The organism is Mucilaginibacter sp. BGA-UO-ETr-C110 (assembly GCF_059567985.1).
Genome location: NZ_JCAQPB010000002.1, coordinates 4,769,838 through 4,793,749, shown reverse-complemented (window position 1 = coordinate 4,793,749; position 23,912 = coordinate 4,769,838). Strand labels below are relative to the sequence as shown.

At 43.6% G+C, this 23,912-nt stretch carries 14 protein-coding genes; 8 read left to right on the top strand and 6 right to left on the bottom strand.

Annotated features, from left to right (window positions below):
- Positions 1-94: 94 nt before the first annotated feature.
- Positions 95-2,575: a DUF5686 family protein gene (locus tag AC57BQ_RS20590; RefSeq protein WP_496408051.1), complete on the bottom strand. Its 2,481-nt coding sequence runs from the start codon at positions 2,573-2,575 to the stop codon at positions 95-97.
- A gap of 628 nt (positions 2,576-3,203) precedes the next feature.
- Between AC57BQ_RS20590 and AC57BQ_RS20585 the strand changes: the two genes are divergently transcribed.
- The 6 genes from AC57BQ_RS20585 to AC57BQ_RS20560 all read left to right on the top strand — a co-directional run bounded on the left by AC57BQ_RS20585 (position 3,204) and on the right by AC57BQ_RS20560 (position 11,035).
- Entirely contained in the window at positions 3,204-3,749 is a 546-nt protein-coding gene (locus AC57BQ_RS20585; RefSeq protein ID WP_496408050.1) for a hypothetical protein, read from the top strand.
- Positions 3,749-4,885, top strand: coding sequence for a hypothetical protein (locus AC57BQ_RS20580; RefSeq protein WP_496408049.1), 1,137 nt, complete (start codon positions 3,749-3,751; stop codon positions 4,883-4,885). Before AC57BQ_RS20585 ends, AC57BQ_RS20580 begins: the two co-directional genes overlap by 1 nt.
- Positions 4,886-4,998: 113 nt before the next feature.
- Positions 4,999-6,189 carry a glycine C-acetyltransferase gene (kbl, locus tag AC57BQ_RS20575; RefSeq protein ID WP_496408048.1) on the top strand — a complete coding sequence of 397 codons (1,191 nt, stop codon included), beginning with the start codon at positions 4,999-5,001 and terminating at the stop codon, positions 6,187-6,189.
- A 520-nt stretch (positions 6,190-6,709) separates the two neighbouring features.
- Positions 6,710-7,993, top strand: coding sequence for a glycoside hydrolase family 99 protein (locus tag AC57BQ_RS20570; protein WP_496408047.1), 1,284 nt, complete (start codon positions 6,710-6,712; stop codon positions 7,991-7,993).
- A gap of 27 nt (positions 7,994-8,020) precedes the next feature.
- Positions 8,021-8,566, top strand: a complete 546-nt coding sequence (locus AC57BQ_RS20565) for a hypothetical protein (RefSeq protein ID WP_496408046.1) — start codon at positions 8,021-8,023, stop codon at positions 8,564-8,566.
- Positions 8,567-8,770: 204 nt separating this feature from the next.
- Positions 8,771-11,035, top strand: coding sequence for a glycoside hydrolase family 3 N-terminal domain-containing protein (locus AC57BQ_RS20560; RefSeq protein WP_496408045.1), 2,265 nt, complete (start codon positions 8,771-8,773; stop codon positions 11,033-11,035).
- A 541-nt stretch (positions 11,036-11,576) separates the two neighbouring features.
- Here the strand turns inward: AC57BQ_RS20560 and AC57BQ_RS20555 are convergent.
- From AC57BQ_RS20555 to AC57BQ_RS20535, 5 genes are all read right to left on the bottom strand, one after another.
- Entirely contained in the window at positions 11,577-12,881 is a 1,305-nt protein-coding gene (locus AC57BQ_RS20555; RefSeq protein WP_496408044.1) for a glycoside hydrolase family 99 protein, read from the bottom strand.
- Positions 12,882-13,009: 128 nt separating this feature from the next.
- Entirely contained in the window at positions 13,010-14,149 is a 1,140-nt protein-coding gene (locus AC57BQ_RS20550; RefSeq protein WP_496408043.1) for a hypothetical protein, read from the bottom strand.
- Between the two features lie 21 nt (positions 14,150-14,170).
- Complete coding sequence (locus tag AC57BQ_RS20545) at positions 14,171-14,875, bottom strand: DUF3823 domain-containing protein (protein WP_496408042.1); 705 nt, start codon at positions 14,873-14,875, stop codon at positions 14,171-14,173.
- A gap of 18 nt (positions 14,876-14,893) precedes the next feature.
- Entirely contained in the window at positions 14,894-16,753 is a 1,860-nt protein-coding gene (locus AC57BQ_RS20540; RefSeq protein WP_496408041.1) for a RagB/SusD family nutrient uptake outer membrane protein, read from the bottom strand.
- 11 nt (positions 16,754-16,764) lie between these two features.
- Positions 16,765-19,902 carry a SusC/RagA family TonB-linked outer membrane protein gene (locus tag AC57BQ_RS20535; protein ID WP_496408040.1) on the bottom strand — a complete coding sequence of 1,046 codons (3,138 nt, stop codon included), beginning with the start codon at positions 19,900-19,902 and terminating at the stop codon, positions 16,765-16,767.
- A gap of 645 nt (positions 19,903-20,547) precedes the next feature.
- Here AC57BQ_RS20535 and AC57BQ_RS20530 point away from each other — a divergent pair.
- Positions 20,548-21,912: an alkaline phosphatase family protein gene (locus tag AC57BQ_RS20530; protein ID WP_496408039.1), complete on the top strand. Its 1,365-nt coding sequence runs from the start codon at positions 20,548-20,550 to the stop codon at positions 21,910-21,912.
- Between the two features lie 128 nt (positions 21,913-22,040).
- Entirely contained in the window at positions 22,041-23,843 is a 1,803-nt protein-coding gene (locus AC57BQ_RS20525) for a cytochrome-c peroxidase (protein WP_496408038.1), read from the top strand.
- Positions 23,844-23,912: the final 69 nt, after the last annotated feature.

Genomic DNA, 23,912 nt, shown 5'->3' with positions numbered 1-23,912 from the left:
AGTCTTAGATTTTCTGTATTTCGCTTTCAACTTTATGCCTTTTGCTTTCCACTCTGTGCTTTTGGCTTTCAGCCTTAAGCTTTGCGCTTTCAGCCTACCTTATACCATAAAATATCCTAAACCCTTGTATATATTTCTGGTTGCCTGCGTAGGAGATACCATAATCAACCCTGAAAATAAGGCGTTGTACCCCGATGTAAAACTCGCGGTAGTTGGTATTGCCTTTGGTGGTGAGGTAATTGGCACCTATTAATTCTTCCAGTTTTAGTTTCCGGAGGATGGGGATCCGGTTAAATATCGACCCGGCAAAGTTATGTTGAAAATGCGCCTCCAGGAAAGCGCCGTTAGTGCTATAAGTATAGAAAGGTAAAAAGTGGAAACTGCCCACATAGGTTGGGTCGAAGGTTAAACCCTGATTACCCAAAAAGTGATTATAATCCATATAATACAGCTTGTTATTATTGAAAAAGCCACCCGCGGATACCTTAAACGACGAGAACCCGGTTAACCCTACGCGTATGTTGTTTTGCGAAATATCAGCAGAGGCGAAATCATAATCAACATCAGAGCCGAACGCGCTTTTGATACCCTTACGGTAATTTACGGTTAAGGTAGGGTATTTGGACGGTAGATTGAATTTGCCAGTGGGCCTGGTTTCATACTGCTGATCAAAAGTAATGATAGCCGATGCCGCGAAAACCAGAGCCTGGTTATCCGGAAATAATTCCGAATGGTCATTAGGTGGTGTTCCCGGTGGGGCCAAAGGATTATTGGAGGTGAATTCCCGGTCTTTCACATCCTTTAACTTGCTGTAAGAGGTATTATATAGTTGGCTGCGGCTGGAATAGCTGAGGTTACCGTTCAACAAAACACCATTCAATATCTCGCGCTGATAACCAAACATGCCGTAATGCGAGCGGTAATACTTTACATAGTTATTTTCGCTCAGCAGCGTACTCAGCGTATTAAAATATAACGACCGTGTACCTACATTATTCAGGTCGAGCACATCGCTGCCAAAGCCGGCAAAGAATTTCGCATTATGAAAAGGATCATTCAGGTACTCACCATACATATTGGCGCTGAGTGTTTTGTTGGAGAAGCCATACCGCAGGTCGGGTGTTATACTGTATGATCTGAGGCTGTCCAGAACGTGTGTATACCTTACTTTGGCATTGATGCCAAAGCCCTCCACCGTATTGTAATAAAAGGTTTGGATGAAAGGATATATGTATAACGAGTCTTTTTCACTGCGGTTGCTGGCATGATACCCAAATATAAGGTATCCCGGATAATTGATATGATTTTTGTGGTGTTGCAGGGTATCCAGGTACTGGTCGGTTTTTTTAAAAACGGCTATGCTGTCCTTTTTCTGATTATCACGCGCCTCCTCTTTGGTTAAAGGAACCGGGCGCGCCGATGCCCAGTAATCTTCCTTTTTGGAGTTAGCAGTGGTATCAACCTTTAATATTTCGCCGGTAAAAAATCTATCCGGAAAAGTGGGATTAATTTTATAGTTATTGTAAATGGTATTGTAATAGCCCCCAAACCTAAATCCCAATACCTTCCCTTTAAAGCTAAACTGTACCGAGGCAGGCATCCACACACTATCGGTAACGGCTATGTATTGTTGTTTTATTTGTAAAGTATCAATCAGGTTGATGTTACTCATCTTGTTGGTCACATACAAATCGGCAGCGTATATGCGCCAGTCGCCCTCCACAATATATATATTACCTTCAAAGTACTGACCGTGCCCGCGACGGGGTATCACCTGTATCTTATCAATGGTGCGGCCATTCTCTACAGAAGTGCCCAGCAGTTTATACCGGTAAAAAATACCGGCAAAAGAGGCTACCGGCGATACAAAGCCCCGGGTGCTCAGGCCATTGATAGAAAATACATTCTGATAAAAATTCACCTGCAAATCTGACGCCTTGGTATAGCTGAATGCGGTGTTAATACCCGACGTTTTTTTTGCAATGGTTATTTCCCTTATTTTATTGGGCTTTTCAAAACTGAGATCAGATAACGACTCCGATTGATAAAGGATCCCCCTGCCGTTCGCGTCGAGATCAAGGGTTTGCCGTACTGCCGGTGATAACAGTGATTTGGGCGCGCTCAGTAATCTTTGTACGCCTTTAATATAAACCGCGCAGGAGTATGATGTGGCTTCCTCTATATAATACTTGCGTTTTTTGATCACCTGTTTCATGATGGTATCGCCGGCGTCATGGTTTTTCTGATAAACAGATGCCACACGGTTGGTCGCGAACACCTCGTCCTGCATCTGCACATCCAGTTGCTCGTCATGGTCGGCTATGGTTACATTAACAATTTTCTCCTGATAACCTACTACCCGGTAAATGACACTATAAGTACCAGGCCTCAGTTTAAACTGGTAGGCTCCATCCTCATTGGAGGTAGTGCCATAAGTGGAATTTTTAATGTATACAGACGAGAAGGGGATCAGGTTGTTGTTTTGGTCGGCTATCCGGCCCGATAATAAATATTGTTGTGCCGAAGCATTTATAGCACATAACACTATAAAAATCAATAGTATGCAGTTTTTCATATTCTATAACTAATCAATACGTTTTAACTGCAAAATGTTTTAAACTGCTCTTAATAAATATTTAACAATAGGGAATCAGGGAATTGAAAAAGGCTGTCATGCTGAGCTCCGTCGAAGCATGGTGGGTGGACCTCTGCGCTCTACCCTTCGACGGAGCTCAGGGTGACAGGCCCCGCTTTTTTAGTTCCCTCCCCACGGGAGGGGTGCGGATGGATGGTATTTTGGCTGGGAGGGGTTTATACGTGGTGCAAGTTTACAGGGTATATAAACCCCTTCCTCCCCTTCCCGAGGGAAGGAATCACATCGGCCCGGGCTTTTAAATATCAAATGTTGAATAATGAAGTAAAAGAAAAGATCGGCGTTCGATATCCAAAATTCATCCCGTCCCCTCAGGGTCTCCTGAAAGGGACCCTGAGGGGACCCGTAGATCAATCTATAACTCAGGGTCTCTGCGAGAGATCCTGAATGGGAGGTTGTTAGCCCCTTAGTTGCCCTATTTTAGGTCCCTGGCGGGCAGTTCTACTCTTCAATAAAATGTCGTTCAAAATTATATATATTTATACACCGAATACAATTTGTTGACTTAGCAGTCAGCGGTGGAAACGGATGAATATAAATAACCTAAATCGTGGAGAAACCTAGTTTGAAACTGGACAATATACCAGAGATCATAAAGGAAGCCGCCAAAAGCACCTTGGGAATTTTTGCTTTGATGATTATCGTCATCGGGATACTTGCTTTCTATTTTTTTAAAAAATCTGGAGATAAGGTAAAGGTTGCAATTTTTATCCTATTACTCATAGGCGTAGCCTGCTTCGGGGTTTCTATCCAGAGAACAAATAACACGATAACAAAGGAAAAAAACGATGTCACACGACCTGTGGTTAGGCAGGACGAATCAAAACAGAACCCGCCGAAACCAGGACGTCAACCTAAGCAAACGGGGGAATCGTTACACACACAAGTGCTCACGATTGTGATTAATGCAGACTACGAGAATGCAACCCTATATATTGATGGCGTGGTATCCGCACCAGAGTCCACGACGTTAAACAGCATAACAATTAGCTTGCAAAAGGGTACTCATACAATTACCCTGAAGAAAGATGATAAAGAATTTACCAAGATAATCAATATCGTGTCAGGTCATAACGCGCAGTTAATAGTTGAATAATGAAAAAGCTTCTTTTTGTGTTTCTTTTTATTATAAGTGGAATTTTGAATGGTCACGGTCAATGCAATTGCAAAAATATTTATGTCTGGAAATTTTCAGACTTAAGTACAAAAAACACGGCTCTGGAGATTGACATGGCCAATGATTTTGAAGAAATCTTGACTGCAAAAAAATACTGTGTTGTATTGGAGAGAAGAAGTTACGGGACGGTGCTGCAGCATGAACAAAATGAAATGAGGATACAAACGATTGAAGATTTAAAAAAGGCACCAGTGAACAACTTTCTTAAGGCTATTAAGGCAGACATTGTTGTACTCGCTTCTACTGCTAAAGAAAGCTCGGATACAAGCAAACGGACAGTTACTGTTAAATTTGTTGACCTGGGCACTAAACAGATACTTTCTAGTGCAACAATCAGCAAACCGTCTTCAAAGTTACGAGGATATGATAATCTTCATCAGTCATTGTTAGAGTTAATGGATAAGATGTGCGGGCCGGACTTTGATATAATGGACATCAACATCCAGGATACCGTGAAGGAAGCAAGTGGTATATTGGTTGACCTTGATCCTTTAAACATCACCTGGAAAGGCAGAGGGCATAGCGAAGAAGTTGAAGTTTGCCTTGAAAACGAAGATAATCTGAAACGGACAAAAAAAAAGAAAGTAAGTAGTAGTGAAGGTACTTTAACGTTTTACAATACCAGATTTGAGGACTATAACGAGATATTGAGTACCCGTTTTCCGGGAGAAAAAAACAGAATAAAAGTGCTATTCTTTTCTCGAGGGCGGGACATCATCACCAGTAGAGAATTTGAATTATATGTAGGTATAAAACTAGTTCTACTTGGCACTGACGAAACACATTTGGAGGTCGTTCCTATGGTGGATGATCGTCAAGTTAGAGCCTATGCATTTGAGACAGAAATTTTTTTGATCTCACATGATAACAATATAGTGGCGGATCTCGTTACCAAGCCGGCCTCAAATAATCCTTCTTGGGATATTAGTATGGATATGGTAAAAAAGACAGATTGGAACCGAGTGGGAATGATTCCTAACTGTATAAGGGATGGAGTCGATTCAAGAATGATAAGAAATAGTTTTTACGTTGACAAGCAAAGACATGCACAGTGAACACTTTTCACAATAAACAACCATGGCCTGCCACATTATTTTGCCTAATGACGAATTACCCTCTTCAAATTCCTGTTAATGTTTAATTTTGCCCTCTCTAAAACAGTATAGATATGTATAATACACTAAAGCCGGTTTTACAGCAGGAGCTTGCCGACATTGAAAATGCAGGGTTATATAAAAAAGAACGCGTCATAACATCGGCACAGGGTGCTGATATTACCGTTCAGGGTGGTAAAGAAGTGATCAACTTTTGTGCTAACAATTACCTCGGTCTGTCTGGCAATGCCAAAGTGGTACAGGCGGCAAAAAACGTGATGGATACCCATGGTTATGGTTTATCATCTGTACGTTTTATTTGCGGTACACAGGATATCCACAAACAGCTGGAAGCTAAAATATCAGAGTTTTTAGGTACCGAAGATACTATATTATATGCCGCGGCATTTGATGCTAACGGCGGTGTTTTTGAACCCCTGTTTAATGAGCAGGATGCTATTATATCCGACGAGCTGAACCATGCCTCGATCATTGACGGCGTGCGTTTATGCAAGGCCCAGCGCCAGCGTTACAAACACGATGATATGGCCGACCTGGAAGAAAAACTAAAAGCCACCAAAGATCTGCGCCACCGCATCATCGTTACCGACGGTGCCTTCAGTATGGACGGAACCATTGCCCAGCTGGATAAAATTTGTGCCCTGGCCGAGCAATACAACGCTTTGGTAATGATTGATGAGAGCCATTGCTCGGGCTTTATGGGCAAAACCGGTCGCGGTACGCATGAGCACCATAATGTAATGGGCCAGATAGATATTATTACCGGCACTTTAGGCAAAGCCTTAGGTGGCGCGTCGGGTGGTTTTACATCTGGGCGTAAAGAAATTATTGATATGCTGCGCCAGCGTTCGCGCCCATACCTGTTCTCCAATACCCTGGCACCAGCCATTACCGGCGCTTCTATAGCGGTACTGGATATGCTGAGCGAAACTACCGCCCTGCGCGATAAGCTGGAAAGCAATACCCAATACTTCCGCCAAAAAATGACCGAAGCCGGTTTTGACATCAAGCCAGGTGTGCACCCCATTGTACCGGTGATGTTATATGATGCCAAACTGGCCCAGGAGTTCGCCGCCAAAATGCTCGACGAAGGTATTTATGTGATCGGTTTTTACTACCCGGTAGTACCACAGGGCAAGGCACGCATCAGGGTACAGATCTCTGCTGCCCATGATACCCACCACCTGGATAAGGCTATTGCCGCGTTTACCAAGGTGGGTAAAGAACTGGGTGTGATTAAATAAGTGATACGAAAAAAGGGCTGTCACCCTGAGCTTCGTCGAAGGGTGGAGCGAAGAGGCCTGCCCACCATGCTTCGACGGTGCTCAGCATGACACCCTTAGAAGGCATTTCAGCATCCGGAATAATTTTCGTATATTGTATAAAACAGCAGCCCGGCTCCTCGAAAACAGGAAGCCGGGCTGTTTAGTTAAAGGGGAATAAGGCCCAAAAACCGATCGTTTTTTATGTGGTTAATTGGTTATTAGTTGTTTAATACTTTTTAAAGTTTTAAAAACTGCTCAAAACTGTATTGAAATTTGTTAAAAAGTGTTAAAATCGATGATTTTGAACTGATTTTTGAACGTTTTTAGCCCCTTTTCGGGCAGAAAAGTGTTAAAATTTAAGGTTTAAAAAGTTTTTCTAAAGGGTGCATAAAAACGCCGGATCATTTATTTGTTAAACCATTTTTCAATTAATGATTTTTTAAGAATTAATTAAGCCGCGGCAACAAATTTGGGTTTTATAACCTTTTATAATAAACCCATGTTTCATTCTTTCAAATTTCAATCCATATTACTGGTAGGACTGTTGCTGACCACCACTTTTGCCTACAGCCAAAGCAGGCACAGCAAAACTTCGGCATTTACCAGTTATAAAGGCCTGGTGATGGCCGGTTACCAGGGCTGGTTCAATGCCCCAGATGATGGCGGCGGTCGTGGCTGGAACCATTACAATTCGCACGGGAAATTTGAACCCGGCCACACTAATATTGATGTATGGCCCGATGTAAGCGAGTACAAAAAAACCTATAAAACGCCCTTTAAACATGCCGACAGTAGCTATGCCTATCTATACAGCTCGCACGATGCATCATCTACCGAAACCCACTTTAAATGGATGCAGCAATACGGTATCGACGGGGTATTTGTACAGCGTTTTATTGGTGATGTGCAAAGGGGGCGCGGCAAGGCGCATAATGATGTGGTACTGGGCAATGTGCTTAAATATGCTCAAAAATATAACAGGGCTGTGTCTGTGATGTATGACCTTTCGGGTATGCAGGCTGGTGGCGATTCCCTGGTGATCAAAGACTGGAAACACCTGGTTAACAGTCTGAAACTAACCAACCGGGGCAACAAACAAACCTACCTGTATCATAATGGTAAACCTTTGGTAGCAGTGTGGGGTATCGGCTTTAACGACCATCGCCGCTACGGTTTAACCGAGGCCGAAAAGATCATTGATTTTTTAAAGAACGACCCGGTTTATGGCGGTTGTTCTGTGCTGCTGGGTGTACCCACCTACTGGCGCGATTTTGGGAATGATACCGAAAAAGACCCGCATCTGCATGATGTGCTGCGCAAAGCTGATATTATACATCCCTGGTTTGTGGGCCGGTATAACGAGCAATCGTACCCGCAATTTAAACACCGCATTGCCGAGGACATCGCCTGGTGCAAAACCAACCATCTGGATTATGTACCCGTGATTTTTCCGGGTTTTAGCTGGCATAATATGAACCCGCGCAGCCCGCAAAACCAGATCCCGCGTAACCGGGGGCAGTTTTACTGGAAACAAATCACCGGGGCCATATTCAGCGGCGCCGAAATGCTGTACGTAGCCATGTTTGATGAAGTTGATGAAGGCACGGCTATACTTAAAGCATCCAAAAAACCACCGGTAGGTTTGAGCAATTTTGTGAAGTACGAGGATGATATCCCCAACGATTATTACCTGTATTTGACCGGCTATGCAGGCAAAATGATGCGTAAGCAGATACCGCTTCAGGATAGTATACCGTCGCCGGTTAGTAGCAGCAAAAAATAAAAAGATTATGTAATTTGGTGCTTAATAATGCCCAAACTACTATCACCGGCCTTTATTGATCATATCAATACATCCTTTAAAAAGAATGGGAATAAATATATTGTCAATTTGTTGTTATGGGTGTTGGGTATTGCCTTATGCGGACAGTTAATTGCTCAGCTATTTACTGTTAAACAGTTAAACAAGGTTACCGGCTTGATCCTGGCAAAAGAAGTCAGGGTCACGTCGTATGAAGGTGGCAGAGGAGGTAAACAAAACTATTCATTGATAATTACCTTAAAAAACAAGCAAACGTATAATATCGATTTTAATACAAATAGCGATTGGTCGATAGGAGATCAATTACACATCAACGAAAAGGTTACGCTTTACACCCCTTCCTGTATTTACAATTTACTAAGTCTTGACTGTCTTAATTTTGGGAGCAGGGTTAGCCAGGTTGAGGCAAATGGCGAAGTTATTTACAGTTTTAAAGCACACCAAAACAAAGCCTGGAGCTTTATTGCTTATTTAATTGTTGCTATGCTTATAGTGGTGTTTATAAAAAGGAAACTGAAAATTGATGCGGCCTAAACTTCTTATACTTCAGGAAAAATAAAGCCATTCAGGCACGGGTAAATCGATTTTAGCAAATTCTATAACATTTTATATTCTAAACAGGCACTGTTAATGTTTTATTAATGTGTTATTATTTGCGGCGCATAGTTTAGCTCCTGGTTGGCAATTCACTCGGATTGTCGATATACAAAATATTTAAACCTGATAACCGTACATTTTATGAAGAAAAAGTATGCCGGTGCGCTGGCTATTTTAATAACTGCGTTTTGCTCTTTTGAGTCGCCTAAACCACCTGTTAAATACCCGTATCAAAATGCCGCCTTACCGGTTGAAAAACGGGTAGCCGATCTGTTAAGCCGCATGACGGTTGCCGAAAAAATAAGGCAACTGGATATGTACAGTGGTCATGAAGTGGCCAATATGAAAGGCCATGAATCAGAATCCTACTCAGACAGTGCCCGCATCAGCATAGGCACCGAAGGCATCGGTTCCGTACATGACCTTTATCCTTTAACCAGCGATATCAGCAACCAGATACAGCGTTATGCTGTTGAGCATACCCGGTTGGGTATCCCTGTATTGTTTATTGAGGAAGGCTTGCATGGTTACTCGGGCTTGGGAAGTACAACCTTCCCTATTCCTTTGGCATTGGCCGGGGCCTGGGATACTACCCTGGTGCACCAGGCCGGGCGTATCATCGCTACCGAAATGCGTGCGCATGGGGTTGCTATGGTTTTGGGCCCGGTACTTTGTCTGCCACGCGATCCGCGCTGGGGGCGTGTAGAAGAAACTTATGGCGAGGATCCCTATCTGGCAGCCGCCAATGGCGTTGCCATGGTAAAAGGTTTACAGGGTAACAAAGTAAGTGATCCTGATGCGGTATTGGCCGAGCCCAAACATTTTGCCGTGCATGGCATACCCGAAGCCGGCAGCAATACTGCACCCGTAAATATGGGCGAACGGGAAGCGCGATCATCGTTTTTATATGTGTTTGAAAAAGCCATCAAAGAAGGTGGTGCCCTGGGTATGATGGCTGCCTACAGCGAGCTCGACGGGATACCCTGCGTAGATAATAAATGGTTGTTGAAGGATGTATTGCGCAAGGAATGGGGTTTTAAAGGCTTTGTGCTGTCTGATCTGGGAGCTATCAAGATGTCGATGATCAATCACCGCGTGGCCGCCAATACAGCCGATGCGATGGCCCAAACCCTTACTGCCGGGCTGGATATGCAGTTTTATGATTTTCCGCATACGGAGTTGATGAGTGCCATCAAAAAAGCACTGGCCACCAAACAACTGAGCATGTCCGAACTTGACCGGGCTGTGGGCGATGTACTGCGGGTTAAATTTATGCTGGGTTTGTTTGATCATCCCTATGTTGATGAAAGCCTGATTAAAAAAGTGTTTCATACCGAAGCGAGCCGTGCTGTGGCTTTGAAAACGGCCCAGGAGGGTATCAGTCTGCTAAAAAATGATAACGCGCTGTTACCGCTTAATTCCAATACACATTCGGTTGCTGTTATTGGTCCGCTGGCTGCCAGTACTTACCTGGGTGGTTATGCCAACACAGAAGGCAAAGGCGTGGCCATATTGGAGGCCCTGAAGCAAAAAGCCGGCAGCGATATGAAAATTGAATATGAAGCTGGTTATTCCACCAAGGATACTTCTGCAGTAAAGCAAAGCGAAGGGCTGCAAAAGGCAGTCGACCTGGTGAACCATTCCGATGTAGCTGTGGTGGTTTTGGGCGAAGATATTGGTGAAGTTGGCGAAGGAAAGGACAGATCAAATCTTGATCTTAACGCCAGGCAAACCCGCTTGATAGAGGCTCTTCAAAAAACCGGTAAACCTATTGCTGTGGTGCTTTTTAATGGGCGGCCCTTGTGCATCAACTTTGTGGCTAAAAAAATACCGGCCATTGTAGAGTCATGGTTCCTGGGTGAGGCTGGCGGATCGGCCATTGCCGATGTACTGCTTGGAAAAATCAACCCATCAGGTAAATTACCGATGACCTTCCCGCGGTCGACCGGGCAGATACCTTATTATTACGACCATAAACCTACGTCAAGACACGTATATGTAGATCAGGATACTTCGGCCTTGTTCTCCTTTGGGCATGGTTTGAGCTATACCACATTCGCGTATTCAGACTTAAATATTAGTCAGAAAAGTATACCGGCTAATGGTTCGGTCAATATCAGCGTCACTGTAAAAAATACCGGCAAGGTAGCAGGTACAGAGGTAGTACAATTGTACATACGAGATGTAATTTCCAGCATTACCACCCCGGTAAAATCATTAAAGGGCTTTAGCCGTATCAGCCTGAAACCCGGCGAAAGCGGTAAGGTTCAGTTTAAATTAAATACAGAAGAGTTAAAGATCTGGAACCGGGAGATGAAACACGTTGTAGAGCCCGGCGAATTTAAGATCATGATAGGATCATCGTCTGAAGATATCAGGCTGCGGGGGAGTTTTTGGGTGAAATAGTCTTAGATGTGCAGATATGCGGATGTGCAAATGTGCAGATAATTTTGGAAGGAGTACATGTAGAGATGTATGTAATACGTCTCTGCATGTAAAAGCCGCGGCTATTATAAGGGTAATAGCCTATCATTAGACATAGCACATCAATAATATCAAAAAAGGGCGGCTGTCACCCTGAGCTCCGTCGAAGGGTAGAGCGCAGAGGCCTTCCCGCCATGCTTCGACGGAGCTCAGCATGACACCCTTTTTAGACAAATGTCTAATCATGGATTATTACTATTATAAGAGGGCATTTTATTTTTAAGTTATGGTTTACACTGTAAACCGTTTTTTTTAATAAAAAATATCATAATCAATTGATTATCAATTTAATAAATAAGTGTAAACCCCAAAAAGTGTAAACCATGTAAACCCACTTTTATAACGTGGTTACGTAGAGACGCATCACAGGCGTCTCTACGAAGAAAGTAAATATGTCTCCGGCAAACATAAAAGCCCTGCTGTTATTAACAGCAGGGCTTTTTGTTGAATGGTTAATATGAACTTATGGTTTAGGTACAGTTGGCCGCACGGTGGTCAAGGCTATCTGTCCTTTGAACATTTTAGCCCCATCACCGGTTAGTCTCAGGTAATAATCAGAAGAACAAGGGGTGCCATCTTCATCAAGCGATTTAAAGCCTGATCCTGCCGGTACAAAAGCCTGGCTTTCTGCAGTCTTGGCAATCTGGTTGCTTTCGTTGTACTCGTCGAACATGGAGATGTAGATGCCTTGCGCACCGGCCCGTTTCATATTGTAAAACTGGCGCCACATGAAATCGCCATGAGCCCTTTGCTGTGCACTTAAATCGCCGGGCAAAACGCAGGGCTGGTAATCAATGCCATTAGCCTTGCAATAAGCTTCGTCCGGAACATTGATGGTATTGTAAAAATTGTCTGATTCGATCACGTTACCTATGCGGCCTACCATCCATGGCGATAACATATCAAAGGCCTTGTAAGTAGCCAGGAAGCCAGGGCGGGAATCGCTTTCTTCCTTACGCCAATGAGTTGGTACACCACCGATAACGTAACAACCTTTGCTTTTAAACCAATTGATCACAGCCAGGCAGGAAGCAGCCGAAAAATTATGATTATCATCGCTGAAGCCAAAGCCCCAGATACACACTACCGGCTTACCATTTTGTTTACCGTAGGCTGACGAGGAAGTATAAGCCGACATTTTATTGGTCCAGTCGGTTTCCATTTCTGTGGCCATGTTTGTCCAGCCGCTTACATCATACATAATGTAAAATTTTACGCCATTTTTTTCGGCAGCTATCTTTACTTTGGCGGCCATGGCATCGCGCACTGGGCCTTCTATGCCGCTTGGGTTAAAGCGCTGTAAAGCGGCCCCGTCAATACCATAATCTTTCATCCACTTAAACTGCACATCAATAGTTTGGTCGGTATAAGATGAAAATACACGTGCTTCGTTGCCATTATTCAGATTAGCAAAGTCGGTTTTAAAAGTAGTGGTATAATCGCGCACATCGGGCCATGCATATATAGCTTTATTGGTTGGCGAAGGTGCTTTTGCCCAGTCGTTTGACCAATGCCAAAACATGTTGATGGGCGATCCATCGCCAATAGCAGCAAACCAACCCTGGTAACCCACTACTACTTTACCCACCACATCGCCTACAGGCGAGGGAGTAACGTCAACAGGGGTGGTGGGAGGGGGAACCACCACCACCGGTGGCGGCGTGGGATTATCAGTTGTTTTTTTGGAGCAGCTGCTCATAGAAAAGCTGCTGATCATGGCAAACAAGGCTATTACGCGCAAAGTGCCGAATTTATGCTTTCTCATCATTTAAATTTTAATTGAGGTAGAATGAAGGGTTGGGTTAACAGGTTAATTTTTATGTCTGCTATTTGCTTTTAAATACCGGTAGAGGGATGCTGCCCGCCACCGGTATTGTCAGTAAAAATTAAAGGCGCTTACTTTGATATAAACCTCAGGTCGTCTATCCCGGTAGCAAGATCCGCATGGGCTTTCCCGGTTGTGAAAAAGAATATGCGGAAATGGTTTATCGCCGTATAGTCTGCTCCTCCGTCATCTGTTTTGATCGCCTTGTCAAAGTCGAGCGTTATTTCATTCCATCCGTTTTTCAGATTAGGTATAAGCGGTGCCACATCCCATGCCGACTCATGGTCATCTGATTTTCCGGAGCTGGTGATCTCGATAGATCCATCATTTTTAAGTAAAGAAACATCAGCTACATACCACCAGAATTTAAACCTGCCGGTAGCTTCGGTAAAGCTTGTATTTACAGGTACGGCCACATCCTTTATAAATTGCATGAAATCGTTGCCGTTGGTGATGGTGTTTTTTAAATACCCTGTACCCACTTTTGCACCTGATGTTTCGATGGTTGGGGTGCCTACTGTTTGCCAGCCGTCGGCCAGGTCGGCACCGTCAAATACAACCGGAGGGGCGGGCGGCGCCTGCCTGAACACCAGGTCATCTATGCCCGTAGTTAAGTCGGGATGGCTTTTGCTGGTAGTGGAAAAGAATATACGGAAATGGTTTATCGCCGAATAATCTGCGCCGCCATCGTTGGTTTTAATAGCCACGTTAAAATTAAGGGCTATCTCGTTCCAGCCGCTTTTTAACGTACTTACCAAAGGCGCTACATCCCAGGCCGACTCATGATCGTCAGACTTGCCTGAACTGGTAATTTCTATGGAGCCATCTTTAATAATGGTAGGGTCTGATAAAAAGAGCCAGAATTTGAACTGCCCATTAGTTTCGGTAAGCTTTGTATTCAGCGGTGTTGGCAGATCCTTGATAAACTGCATAAAATCGGAGCCATTAGCTATGGTATTTTTAATATAGCCTGCACCTTCTTTTTGGCCCGGTGTGGTAATGTTTACATCGCCCACGGTTTGCCAGCCATCTTTCTTGTCGGCATTGTCAAATACCACCAATGTAGGATCGGGTGGAGGGGCTGTCGTGGTATCAACAGGCGGCGGTTTAAGTCCCGAAGTATCACGTGAGGCATATTTTTCTTTTTTACAACCGGCAATTAGGCCTATGATCAGGATGGAGCATACCATCGTTGTTTTTATAAATTTCATTTCCTGTTTGTTTAGGTTAAATTATTTAGGAACATCTATCTGCACTATTTCCGAAAAATTGGAACTGTTAAAACTGTCGCTTAAACGTACCCCTACCCGCACAAAAAATGTACGGCCCGGAATCATGTTTGGTACGGTTAGGGTTACTGATTTTTCGGCATCGGTCAGATCCGTAAAGTTTTTGTTGATGCTTACGGCTAACAAATCCGAATATTCCCTGATGGAAGCCCCGGCGCCTACAAGCTTAGTAGTATTGATATAAGGCTGCGTGTCCTTAATGGTCGGCAAACCGGCAGCAATAGGCGCGGTAATGTCATACTTAAGGGTTAGGGTTGTGCCGGTTAAACTTGTAGTGAAGTTTTTGATAACGATGTAAGGCGTAACCGTAAAATCATGCTTGGTACCCTGGGCAATGTTTACCACTATGGTATCGGTTACCGGCCAGAATGCGCCGTTGGTAGGTACAACCTTGTAAGCGCTTTTAAACAGCTTGGTATCTTCAAACGTACCATCAAATTTGCTGGGGATGGTTTGCGGGGTTGTCCAGCCGATCTGTTGGAGCCTGATCTGTGTGCTGTTGCCTGATGTTGGTAGGTTACCGCCTGCAGATGAAATGATATTACCCTGAAATGAGGCGTTAGGGCCACCATAGTTATCTATTTTTGTACAAGCAGAGATGGTAAGGATAGCTGCGACCACTAAAAAAATGCTAATTAGCTTTTTCATATTTAAAATTTTTAATGCTTAATAGTTAGGGTTGTTAGGAAGCAGGTTTGGATTCTTGCCGATCTGGTCGCCAGGGATCCCTTCATAATAATATTGTTTTTGGAACGTGTATTCGCGGTTATACAACTCTGGCTCGGCCAGGAAAATGTATTTGTTTTCATTGAACACATAATAAGGCATCAGGCCTTTAAAGTGAGCGCGATCCAATACCACGTCGGCAATGCGCCATCTTTTCAGGTCCCAGTAATATTGATTCTCAAAGGCAAGTTCCATACGGCGCTCTTTGCGTACCTTATCCAGGTCGATAGAGGAATAAGGCGTCGCTCCCGCTCTGCTCCTGATCTGGTTTATGGAGGTTAAAGCATCAGAGGCGTTGCCCAGTTCCATTGCTGCTTCGGCACGGTTCAATAATATTTCACCATAACGGAGGTCAATCCAGGGTTGCTCGCTTCTGTACAGATCAACAGTTGCTTGTGGCTTATTATAATCAATGTATTTACGTACATAGAAACCTGTGCGGGTTAGCTCATCTCCACCAGTCCATGGGCCTGTAAAGCCAATGATCTGTTTGCCCTGGTACAGGGTTTTTGTATCACCTGCCAGTACGTATGAGCGGGAATTGGGCTGTTTGGCAACTTCGGCTGCTGCTGTACCGCTAAATGAAGGATAGATTCCTCTTTGCATATCAAAGGTAAGCCCTCTTAAAGTAGAGCCCGGGAAATAAACGGTAGCCAACAGCCTTGGTTCGAGGCCCTGCATCAGATCTGCACGGTTGTCAAAACGCTTAGGGGTGCCATCATCATTGGTTACGGCCAGATTACCCCAAAGCTGCACGAAGTCTAATGTTGGGTATGAGCGCGACAGCGCATTAGCGGTCATGTAACGGGGCGACATGGTGGCATCCCAGCTATGTGCTGTATTAGTGGCAATGGAGTATTGTTTAATGAAGATACTTTCGCTGGTGCTTTTCAGGAACACGTCGGCATAATTTTGAACCTTATCTGCATTGGCATTATAAAGCGCGTAGTGGCCCTCCAGTAACTTGGCAGCATCATAAGCGCCCTGGAAATATTTGGCTGCCTGACTGGCCGGAATACCAACAATTCCTGCTGAACGGGCCGGCCCGTCAACAAAATTTACTGAACCATATTTAGCAACGCATGCTGCATATAACATGGCTCTTGATTTTAATGCAGCTGCTACGTATCTGTTTGCACGGCCTGCATCGCTGGTTTCAGCCATCATCTGGTATCCCAGGTCAAGTTCGGTACCTATAAAATCCCAGGTAGCTTCTTCCTTATCGCGGTGTACCTGCAAGGTTGACAGTGGCGCTCCCGGATCCTGTGGAATGGTAATAATGGGTACACCGCCATAGCGCTTGGCCAGGCCAAAATAATAGTATGCCCTTAAGAAATGGGCCTCACCTAAAAGGTTATTTACGGTTGTTTGAGTAAGGGCAGCAACGTGTTTTGGCAATTCGGCTATCAGTGTATTTACATTTCTGATATCGCCGTATGGCCAGTAACCAAACCCGCCTGCCACGCTCCCGTCCACGCCTCCGAAAGGTCCAACTTCTTCACCGGTAACACTGGCCGTGTTATAAAAATTCATCCATGGATTACCAGGGTTAAAGCCCGGAAGATGGTGATTAACGCCATTAATGTTGATGTCGTCACCACCATCTGGTCTGTACTTAAAATCTTCAATGGGAAGATTAGTATATATAGTGGCTAAGAACGATCTGACACCGGCCTCGCTGCTGTATATAACGTCGGGAGTAACTATATTGGTTGGTGGGATATTTAGCTTTTGGCATGAAGTTACCGTAGCGCCCACACCCACAGTTATTGCTATAATTAATTTATGTATACTTTTCATATGTCAATAGTTTAAAAGGAAACGTTAGCTCCCAGGTTAAAGGTCCTGTTTATGGGATAGGTGTATCCGGAAATGCCGTCATTACCATTCCTCGGGCTTGGGCCCTGGTGCTCGGGATCGTAATTCTTTAATCCAGTGAATGTTAATAGATTGTAGCTGTTAACATATACCCTTAACTTTTTTATGCCTATAACTTTCAGTGCATTTGGTGATAATGAATATCCAAATTCCAGTGATTTTACACGCAGATAACTGGCGCTTTGTATAGCCTTGGTGCCCTTCGCATCCGGCGAGCCCATTGCAGGATAAAATCCGGGTACCCATACCGTGTTGGGATCAAAAACATTGGCATAAGGATCGGCTGTGTGCCAGCTGTCCAGGAAGCGGGTTAGCGCACTGCGGTTATACATCAGCGGCGATGCAAACTGTTCGCCGTATTGTACGTAAACGCCTGCTGCACCCTGTAAAAGCATATTCATATCAAAGCCTTTATAACTTAAGCCAATGGTAAGGCCGTAGTTATACAAAGGGATATCTGAAGTGGCAATGGGATGGTCATCTTTATCATCTATAACCCCGTCATTGTTCCAATCTTTGTAGTAGTAATCGCCCGGAACAACGTTATTGTTACCGCCACCTGTGTTTACACCATAATTGTATATCTGACTGTAGCTGGTGAATTGGCCGGCATACTCTGGTCCCCACCAAACATTCTGATAACGATTGGTCTGGTTTTCTTTCCAGTTTAAATATTCGTTACCTGATTGGGTACGAAGTACATTCCTTTTTTGTAACCGCGTTGTACCTATGTTACCGGTTAAATTTAAGCCAACCTGGCCAAACGTATTTCTGTAGGATAAGCTAAAATCCAACCCTTGTACACGGTCGCTGTCGTAATTGATCTGGGGTACATCAGCTCCCACGGTTCCGGGTAAGGCTACGGAAGGTTGTGCAGGTAATCCTGTTCTGTCGTTTCTGAAAACCTCAATGGTACCATCTACTTTTCCGCCGAACAGGCTGAAATCCATCGCGATATTTTTGATAGTATTTACCGACCAGGTTAAACCAGGGTTACCCAGTTTAGGAGCAGAGCCGTTAACAGGGCTTGATCCGAAAATATATCTATTGATAGGGTAGGTATATCCGTTAACATAGTTGAATGGCGGCGCATTAGCCTCGTCGCCGGTTTGGCCATATGATGCTCTTAATTTTAAGTTGGTCAGGATATTTTCAGGTATCAGCTTCCGGAAGAAGCTTTCTTTGGTTAACACCCAGCCCACAGATCCACCCGGGAAAAAGCCCCATTGGTCGGGTCCGGGTTGATACAGGTTGTTACCATCCCGGCGAAAGCTGAACTCGGCCAGGTACTTGCCTTTGTAATCATAGTTAAACCGGCCTATAATACTTTTGTGCGCGCGATCCTGCAATGCACCTGCGTCCATACCACCTGCCATATTGGAGTTTGGCAAGCCACCGAACAAATAATCGATAGGTATCTCCACGTCTCTGTAAGCGCTAAAGTTATCGGCAGTTTCATGGCTTTGTTCATAAGTAGCCATGGCGGTTACATGATGATCTTCCAGAAAGGTATGTGAATAGTTTAGTGTTACCTGGCTCAGGGTGTTAAAATGAGTATAATAAGACCGGCTTATGCCCGCGGGCGAATTGGTTAAATTTGGCAGATAAGTGTCATCAGCAGCGCTGTATGTATATAAATAGTATGACCTTTTAATCTGGTTATTATCCTGAGTACCATAGTCAATATTGAATAAAGCTTTAGCGCTTAGCCCTTCTATACCGGGTATGTCATAAGTTAAATTTAACTGACTGGTAATGTTCTTATTTCTGACCCTTTTTGACCCCACTTTACTGGCATCGGTAGCAATAGCTGGGTTCACGTTGTCGCCACCGGGTATCAGGTTGGGGTATAATGGATTATCATTGGCGTAAATCTGGTCAATAGGTTTCTCGTTCCAGGTATACTTATAAACGGTCCATTCATCGGTTAAAGGCTGATTTTTTTCATCCATCCAGGCCGATGTCAGCACTTGTGCCTTTAGCCCTTTAGTGATGCTGGCCGTTACGTTTGAGCGGAAGTTGTATTTATTGTAATTCAGATCGCCACTTTTAAAAACACCGTCTTGCTTTAGATAGCCAAAGTTGAAGAAATAGCTGATCTTGTCGCTGCCTCCGTCAATGTTTAAGTTATGTTGTATCTGGTTGGCGGTTTTCTTGAAAGCGAGGCCTACCCAATCTGCCGATTTGCGGGTGCCGTCAAGCCAGGGTTTCATATCGGCATAAGAGTATTGCGGGGTTACATTGGATATAAAATTATTGGCGAAATCGCGTTTAACTTTTTCATTGGTCAGCATCATATAATCCACCGCGCCCACACCTTCCGGCATTCCCAAAAAGGTTTGTATCGCATCATTAACCGAGTAGTTGATGTTGATTTTTCCGTTCTTAGATCCCTTTTTAGTGGTGATCAGGATAGCGCCGCCGGCGGCCCGCATACCGTATATAGATGCAGCCGCATCTTTCAATACCGAAATGCTCTCAATTTCATTGGGATCCATTCTGCCTATGGTCGACTGGTCGCCACCAATAATACCATCAATTACAATTAATGGAGGGGTTTGATAACCCCTGATATTTAAAACGTTATCATATTCGCCCGGCTCGGCGGTTGTTTGAAGAATGCGTACACCCGGGATCTTACCTGTTAGCATATTGATCACACTCTCGTTTTTGGTAGTAACGATCTCCTTGCTTTGAAGCGTTGATATGGATCCGGTTATGGTGGCCCGTTTTTGTACACCGTAACCTACAACTACCACCTCATCCAGGCTTTTGTTGGTTGTTTTTAAGGCTATGGTGCCGCCTTTAATATCTTTAACAGTTAATTCCTGTGTTACATAACCAAGAAAAGATAGCTGTAAAATGGCATCGGTATTGGCAACATTGAGTTGGAATTTTCCACCTATATCGGTAATAGTACCTATGGTTGTTCCTTTAATTTTTACACTTACCCCCGGAAGTGCCGACCCATCGGTTAAGTCAATTACTTTTCCGCTAATTGGAATTTGCTGGGCTAACAAACTAAGCGGGAAAAGAAAAAATATTATAAGTGAGTATTTAAGTTTTTTCATACTGTTTCTCGTTAATGATTAAGTTTAAATTATTGGGTTACCTGGTTAAGGTAGTAGGTGTAATGCGGCAGCACACCTACGGCGGGTACGATTGATAGTGATTCATGGTTGTATCGGTTAATCTGGTACACTAACTCATTGCCGGTGGGTTGGCAAGAGTGGTATGCAACTGGTTTATAATTGCATACAAAACAAGAGCGGATGATTAATAAAAGATAAATAATTGATTAATATGGAGCTTGTTTCAAATTTTATCGCAATCGATTGTAATTATTTTTAATAATTGACAACCTCATTTATTATGTGCTGATTCAATGAGTGTTACTGATCTTAATAGATGGTGTTAGGTTTAATTAACAGATCCATTAATGGCTGCACAATTAGCAAAGTACTTGCAGGGGCTATCAGTAATTTTCATCGGAGCTTCTTAACAAGAAGTAATCAGGCAGCTATTAAACCAATAATTGAGAATTTACACTTTGGGGAAGCATTTGTTTATTGCTCAGATTAATCTTTTACGGTTATAAATATTCGCTGAGGAGTATTTATCTTAACACAATGATTATTTTAAACTAATGTTCAATTGATGCTAAAGTTGTCTTTTGCAACGGGAATTTAACAAATTTAAAATCCGTCATCTTCATCATGAAAAGCAACTCGCGATACTTAAAAATAGGTGCATTATTAGTTCCGGCCATTGGCATTGTAGCTATAAGTGCGGCCTTTATCAGCTGCAAAAACAAAAACAATCCTACTCCAGCTATTGACAAGGTAGGTCATGTAGTGGTTATTTATCTGGAGAACCATAGTTTTGATAACCTGTACGGCCAGTTTTCTGGTGCTAATGGATTATCGGCAGCAGCAACCGCTAATATTACTCAGGTTGATGCCAACGGAAACGCTTATACTTATTTGCCTCCTATATCCGGCACCAGCGCTTTCCCAACTAATTTGCCTAATACCTATTTTAATATCGACCAATATATCCCATCTGATCAGGAAACACCAGATGTATTGCACCGTTATTACCAGGAGCAAATGCAGATAGATGGTGGTAAAATGGACAAGTTTGCCTTGTACAATACAACCGCCGGTTTGGCAATGGGCTATTATAAAACCAGTTTATTGCCTTTGTTGGGTATGGCTCAAAAATATACCCTGTGCGATAACTTTTTTCACAGCGCTTTTGGGGGCTCGTTCCTGAACCACCAATGGCTTATTGCTGCTGCAAGCCCTGTATTCCCTAATGCACCAGCCAGCATGATTGCTAAATTGGACGGCTCTGGTAATGTGATTACTGATGGTGCGGTTACACCTGATGGGTATGTGGTAAATACCAGTTATACGGTAAATGCCCCGCACCCGGCCAGCGCCAATGCTGCTACATTGATTCCTAATCAAACCATGCCTACCATTGGCGACAGGTTAAGTGACAAAAATATTTCATGGGCATGGTATTCAGGCGGATGGGATAATGCCCTGGCTGGCAACCCTGATGCTACCTTCCAGTTTCACCATCAACCATTTGCTTATTTTGCCAAGTATGCCGATGGTACACAAGCTAAAAAAGACCACTTAAAAGATGAGACCGCTTTTATTGATGCCGCCAAAAATGGTACTCTGCCAAGTGTTTCATTTGTAAAACCACTGGGTATTAATAATGAACATCCGGGATATTCAGATGTGCAGAATGGTGAAAGCCATACTGTTGAATTGATAAACGATGTATTAAACGGCCCCAATGGAAAAGACGCCGTAATTATTATTACCTATGATGAAAATGGTGGTTTCTGGGATCATGTGGCCCCGCCAGTAATTGATAAAAAATGGGGACCTGGTACTCGTGTGCCTGCGTTGATCATTTCGCCATTTGCTAAAAAAGGATATGTAGATCATACACAATATGAAACTATCAGTATCCTATCGTTTATTGAAAAAAGATGGAGCTTACAGCCACTTAACGATCGCGACAAAAACGCCAACCCTATGCTTAATGCGTTTGAGTTTTAATATCAGGATAGGTACAGCGATCTATAAAATAATATTAAATCAGGGGACAGTTCGATGGAACTGCCCCTGTACTTTTTTATCAGGTTTTGAGTTTTGAAAATAGTTTACAGGCGTAGCCATTATCGTACATGAAGAAAGTTGTTTTTATAGGGGGAGTACTGATCGCGGTAATAGGTTATGCACTTTTTTCAAGCGGAGAGGAAAAACGGACTCCGGCTAAAGCGATAGCGCAGCTATTATTGACACAGGTAGATGATCTTTCGATGTTTTTGAAAGATAAATTCCAGGCAGCGGCCGAAAGTAATTCGCCCGATGAAAAACAGTTACAGCAATTGTTTCTGCAAGCCCGGCTCCGGTATAAAAAAATAGAATGGGCCGCCGAATATTTTGACGCTGCCACCACCAGGTCGGTAAACGGAGCACCGGTGCCAGAAGTGGAAATGGGAAGCGGACAGGTATTTGAACCTGCCGGGCTACAGATCATAGAAGGCTACCTGTTCCCCAGGTATGATGCCAGCAAACAAAAGGATCTGGTAAAACAACTTAAAACGCTGCAATATGGCTGCAATAAATACAAAACCTATTTCGGCAATATTGATATTCTGGACGGGCAGGTGTTTGATGCAGCCCGGCTCGAAGTATTCAGGATATTAACGCTGGGCATAGCCGGATTTGATGATCCGCTAACGCAGAAAAGTATGACCGAAAGCGCTACAAGCCTGGAAAGTCTTAAAAGCGTATTGAAGTTTTATGCTGGTAATGATGAAGCTTCTAAAAAAGTATCATCGCAAATTTCGGCTGCTGTTGCCTATCTGAAGACCCACGCAGGTTTCAATAATTTTAACCGGGCCGAATTTATAACACAGTATGGCAATCCTATCAGCCGAAGCATTTCAGATTTAGAACAACATTTAAAGATCCATGTGATCAGGTACAATCGTTTGCTGCGTCAGGATGCTAAAACTTTGTTTGATACCAATGCTTTCGACGTAAACGCATATTCGCCCAATGCCGATGCGGTATCGACCCCACAAAAAGTAATGTTGGGCAAAATGCTGTTTTCTGATCCGGTATTATCTGGTACCGGAACAAGAAGCTGCCGCTCCTGTCATCAACCCGAAAAAGCTTTTACCGACGGATTGGTCAAGAACACCATGATCAGTGGTAAACAACCGCTAAAAAGAAACACACCGACTCTATTAAACGCGGGCTTGCAGCCATCGCAGTTTTACGACCTGCGGGCAACAACGCTGGAAGACCAGGTAAGTAACGTTGTGCAAAATCCTGATGAAATGCATGGCTCAATGGCCAGGGCTGCCAAACGGTTGTGGCAAAATAAAATCTATCGCGAAAAATTCGTCAATGCTTATCCTTCAAAAAAACGTACAACGATTGACACGCTTGAGGTGATGAACGCCATTGGCTCCTATGTCCGTAGCCTTACCGTGCTGAACAGCCGCTTTGACGCCTATATGCGTGGTGATAATACCGCTATGAGCAAAGACGAACTGCATGGCTTTAACCTGTTTATGGGTAAGGCCAAATGCGGTACCTGCCATTATATGCCTTTGTTTAATGGCAATCTCCCGCCGCGTTTCATGAAAATGGAAAGCGAAGTGATCGGCGTACCTCAATCGGCAACTGCACATGCTATTGATAACGATCTGGGTAGGTTTAATATAGTGCAAACGCCATCATTTAAACATGCTTTTAAGGTAACCACGGTACGCAATGCCTCACGAACAGCTCCATATATGCATAATGGGGTGTACAAAACACTTGACCAGGTGATGGATTTTTACAACAAGGGCGGCGGTACCGGTTTGGGTATAAAAATCGATAATCAAACCCTGCTCTTTGATAAATTGAACCTTAGTGCTAAAGAAAGCAAGGATATTATCGCATTTATTAAAAGCTTGGATAGTAGGTGATATTGGGCAGCCTCTAAACGCATACGTATAATTAATTATATGTATGCGTTTAGGTATTTTTAAAAGATC